Genomic DNA, 2,813 nt, shown 5'->3' on the forward strand with positions numbered 1-2,813 from the left:
GCCAGCCTGCCACTTTCCGAACGCTTCCTGATCGGCTCGACGACGATTTCCAGGAGCGCCTGATGCTGATCGGAATCCCGGCGCTGCTCGGTCCGGAGCTTCTGGCGATCCTGCGCGGCATGGGCCATGGCGACGAAATCGCCCTTGTCGACGGAAACTATCCGGCGGAACAGCAGGCAACCCGACTGGTACGCGCCGATGGCCACCCTCTTATCCCGGTACTCGATGCGATATTGAGTGTCCTGCCTGTCGATGACGCCGTGCCGGAGGCGCTGTTTCGCGCCTCGGTCCGAGGCGATCCCTCGCTTGCCGATCCTGTCCATCATGAGATCGAAGCGATCTGCGCCAAACGGGCGCCAGGCCGCAAGGTGGTTGCGCTGGCCGGCGCCGACTTCTATGCACGGGTCAAATCGGCGCATGCCATCGTCGCGACAAGCGAGCCGCGGCTCTACGCCAACATCATCATACGCAAGGGCGTGATCTATCCGCCGGAGACCAAGAAGCCATGATCCTCTGCTGCGGCGAAGCCCTGATCGACATGCTGCCGCGCACGACGACAGCGGGCGAGCCGGCCTTTGCGCCTTATGTCGGCGGCGCCGTATTCAACACGGCAATCGCACTTGGCCGGCTCGGCGCGCCGGCCGGCTTCTTTTCCGGCCTGTCGTCGGATCTGTTCGGCGGCCAATTCCGGGATGCGCTTGGGGCGAGCAAGGTCAGTTCCACCTATGCACACACCTCGCCACGGCCAACCACGCTGGCCTTCGTCAAGCTCACCAACGGCCAGGCGACGTACACTTTCTATGACGAGAACACCGCCGGACGCATGCTGACGATCGACGATTTGCCGCAGCTCGGCAACGAGATCGAAGCCATGCTGTTCGGCGCCATCAGCCTGATTTCCGAGCCGGCCGGCAGTGCCTATGAAGAGTTCATGCGGCGCGAGCATGAAAGCCGCGTCATGATGCTCGACCCCAACATCCGGCCGAACTTCATCCCGGACAAGCCCAAGCACCTCAAGCGCATTCGCACCATGATGGCGATGGCCGACATCGTGAAACTGTCGGACGAAGACCTGAACTGGTTCGGCGAAGCCGGCTCGCATGAGGATGTCATCCGCAACTGGCTGGACCGCGGCCCGAAGCTGATCGTCGTCACCCATGGCGGCGAAGGCGCGATCGGCTACAGCAAGGAGCACGCCGTCACGGTGATGCCCGAAAGGGTCGAGGTGGCGGACACGGTCGGCGCCGGCGACACGTTCAACGCCGGCATCCTCGCCTCGCTGCACGAGCAAGGCCTGCTGACGAAGGCGGCGATTTCCGGACTGTCGGAAGACGCCATCCATAAGGCGCTGGCGCTCGGCGCGAAGGCGGCGGCAGTGACCGTGTCGCGGGCCGGCGCCAATCCACCCTGGCGACATGAAATCGCCTGAGCAACGCTCAACATAAGTTGAGCCCAATCGATCACTTTATGTTTCGCAGGGGCTCTTTCCAAGGCTATAAGGGCGGGATGGCGCCCGACGAAGCCCGGATTTCCGGCATCTGACTGACATTCGCCGGGAAAACTGGTAACGGACTGCGACACTTCCGCAATTTAGGGCTCCGCCTGCCCGGCTTTCTCGGCAAGCGCAACTCTGGTACCAGCGGCCGATTATCTGGCTAACCCATTTTGAGGCCGACATGCAGTTCATCGATCTTGGCGCGCAGCGCGAACGAATCCGCGACCGGCTGAAGGCCGCGATCGACCGTGTCGTTGACGAGGGCCGCTATATTCTTGGCCCGCAAGTCACCGAATTCGAGAACAAGCTTGCCGCCTATATCGGTACCAAGCATGTCGTGGCCTGCGCCAACGGCACCGACGCGCTGCTGTTGCCGCTGTTTGCAGCCGGCGTCGGCCCGGGTGACGCGGTGTTCGTGCCGAGCTTCACGTTCGCCGCCACCGCCGAAGTGGTGGCGCTGGCCAAGGCCGCGCCGGTGTTCGTCGATGTCGACCCGCACAGCTACAACATCGACATTGCCAGCCTCGAAGCGGCCATTGCCATGATCAAGAAGGAAGGAAGGCTGAAGCCGAAGGCAATCATTCCCGTCGATCTGTTTGGCCTTGCCGCCGATTACGAGGCGATCATGGCGATCGCCAACCGCGAAGGCCTGATGGTGATCGAGGATGCCGCCCAGTCGATGGGCGGTTCGCTCGACGGCAAGATGTGCGGCTCCTTCGGTGCGGTCGGCTCGACCAGCTTCTATCCGGCAAAACCGCTTGGCTGCTACGGCGACGGCGGCGCGATGTTCACCAATGACGATGCGCTGGCCGAACAGCTTCGCTCGTTCGCCTTTCATGGCAAGGGCGAGACGCAGTACGACAATGTCCGCGTCGGAATCAATTCGCGGCTCGACACGATACAGGCGGCGATCCTCATCGAGAAGCTGGCCATTCTCGAAGACGAGATGGTCGCCCGGCAGGTCGTGGCACAGCGCTATGCCGATGGGCTTGGCGACGTCGTTACCGCCGCCCGCAATCTGGACGGCAGCCGTTCGGCCTGGGCGCAATACGCCATCGAGACGCCGAAGCGCGACGGGCTGAGGGCGCATCTCGGCGAAAAGGGCATTCCGTCTGTCATCTACTATGTGAAGCCGCTGCATGCCCAGGTCGCTTATCGCGATTATCCGCGCACGCCGACCGGCCTTGCCGTTTCGGAAGACCTGCCGAAGCGGATCCTGTGCCTGCCGATGCACCCTTATCTCAGCGAAGCCGACCAGGACCGCATCATCGAGACGATCCGCAACTATATAGGCTCGAATTCGGCGCCGGCACCGGCC

At 63.0% G+C, this 2,813-nt stretch carries 3 protein-coding genes; all 3 read left to right on the forward strand.

Annotated elements, in window-relative coordinates; all coding sequences use genetic code 11:
- The first annotated feature begins 62 nt into the window (after positions 1-62).
- A complete protein-coding gene (locus EN994_RS25680) occupies positions 63-509 on the forward strand; it encodes an RbsD/FucU domain-containing protein (RefSeq protein WP_013532706.1) in 447 nt (148 codons plus the stop codon).
- Positions 506-1,429 (forward strand): carbohydrate kinase, encoded by a 924-nt coding sequence (locus tag EN994_RS25685; protein ID WP_013532707.1) that lies wholly within the window; start codon positions 506-508, stop codon positions 1,427-1,429. Before EN994_RS25680 ends, EN994_RS25685 begins: the two co-directional genes overlap by 4 nt.
- A 247-nt stretch (positions 1,430-1,676) precedes the next feature.
- The coding region (locus tag EN994_RS25690) for a DegT/DnrJ/EryC1/StrS aminotransferase family protein (protein WP_164746187.1) at positions 1,677-2,813 on the forward strand (1,137 nt) is incomplete at its 3' end.

Source organism: Mesorhizobium sp. M7A.F.Ca.CA.002.09.1.1 (genome assembly GCF_003998555.1).
Classification (GTDB): domain Bacteria; phylum Pseudomonadota; class Alphaproteobacteria; order Rhizobiales; family Rhizobiaceae; genus Mesorhizobium; species Mesorhizobium ciceri.

Excerpts from the sequence above, each read along its gene's own strand:
- EN994_RS25680 (WP_013532706.1), top strand. The coding sequence starts at position 63 with ATGCTGATCGGAATCCCGGCGCTGCTCGGTCCGGAGCTTCTGGCGATC.
- EN994_RS25685 (WP_013532707.1), top strand. The coding sequence starts at position 506 with ATGATCCTCTGCTGCGGCGAAGCCCTGATCGACATGCTGCCGCGCACG.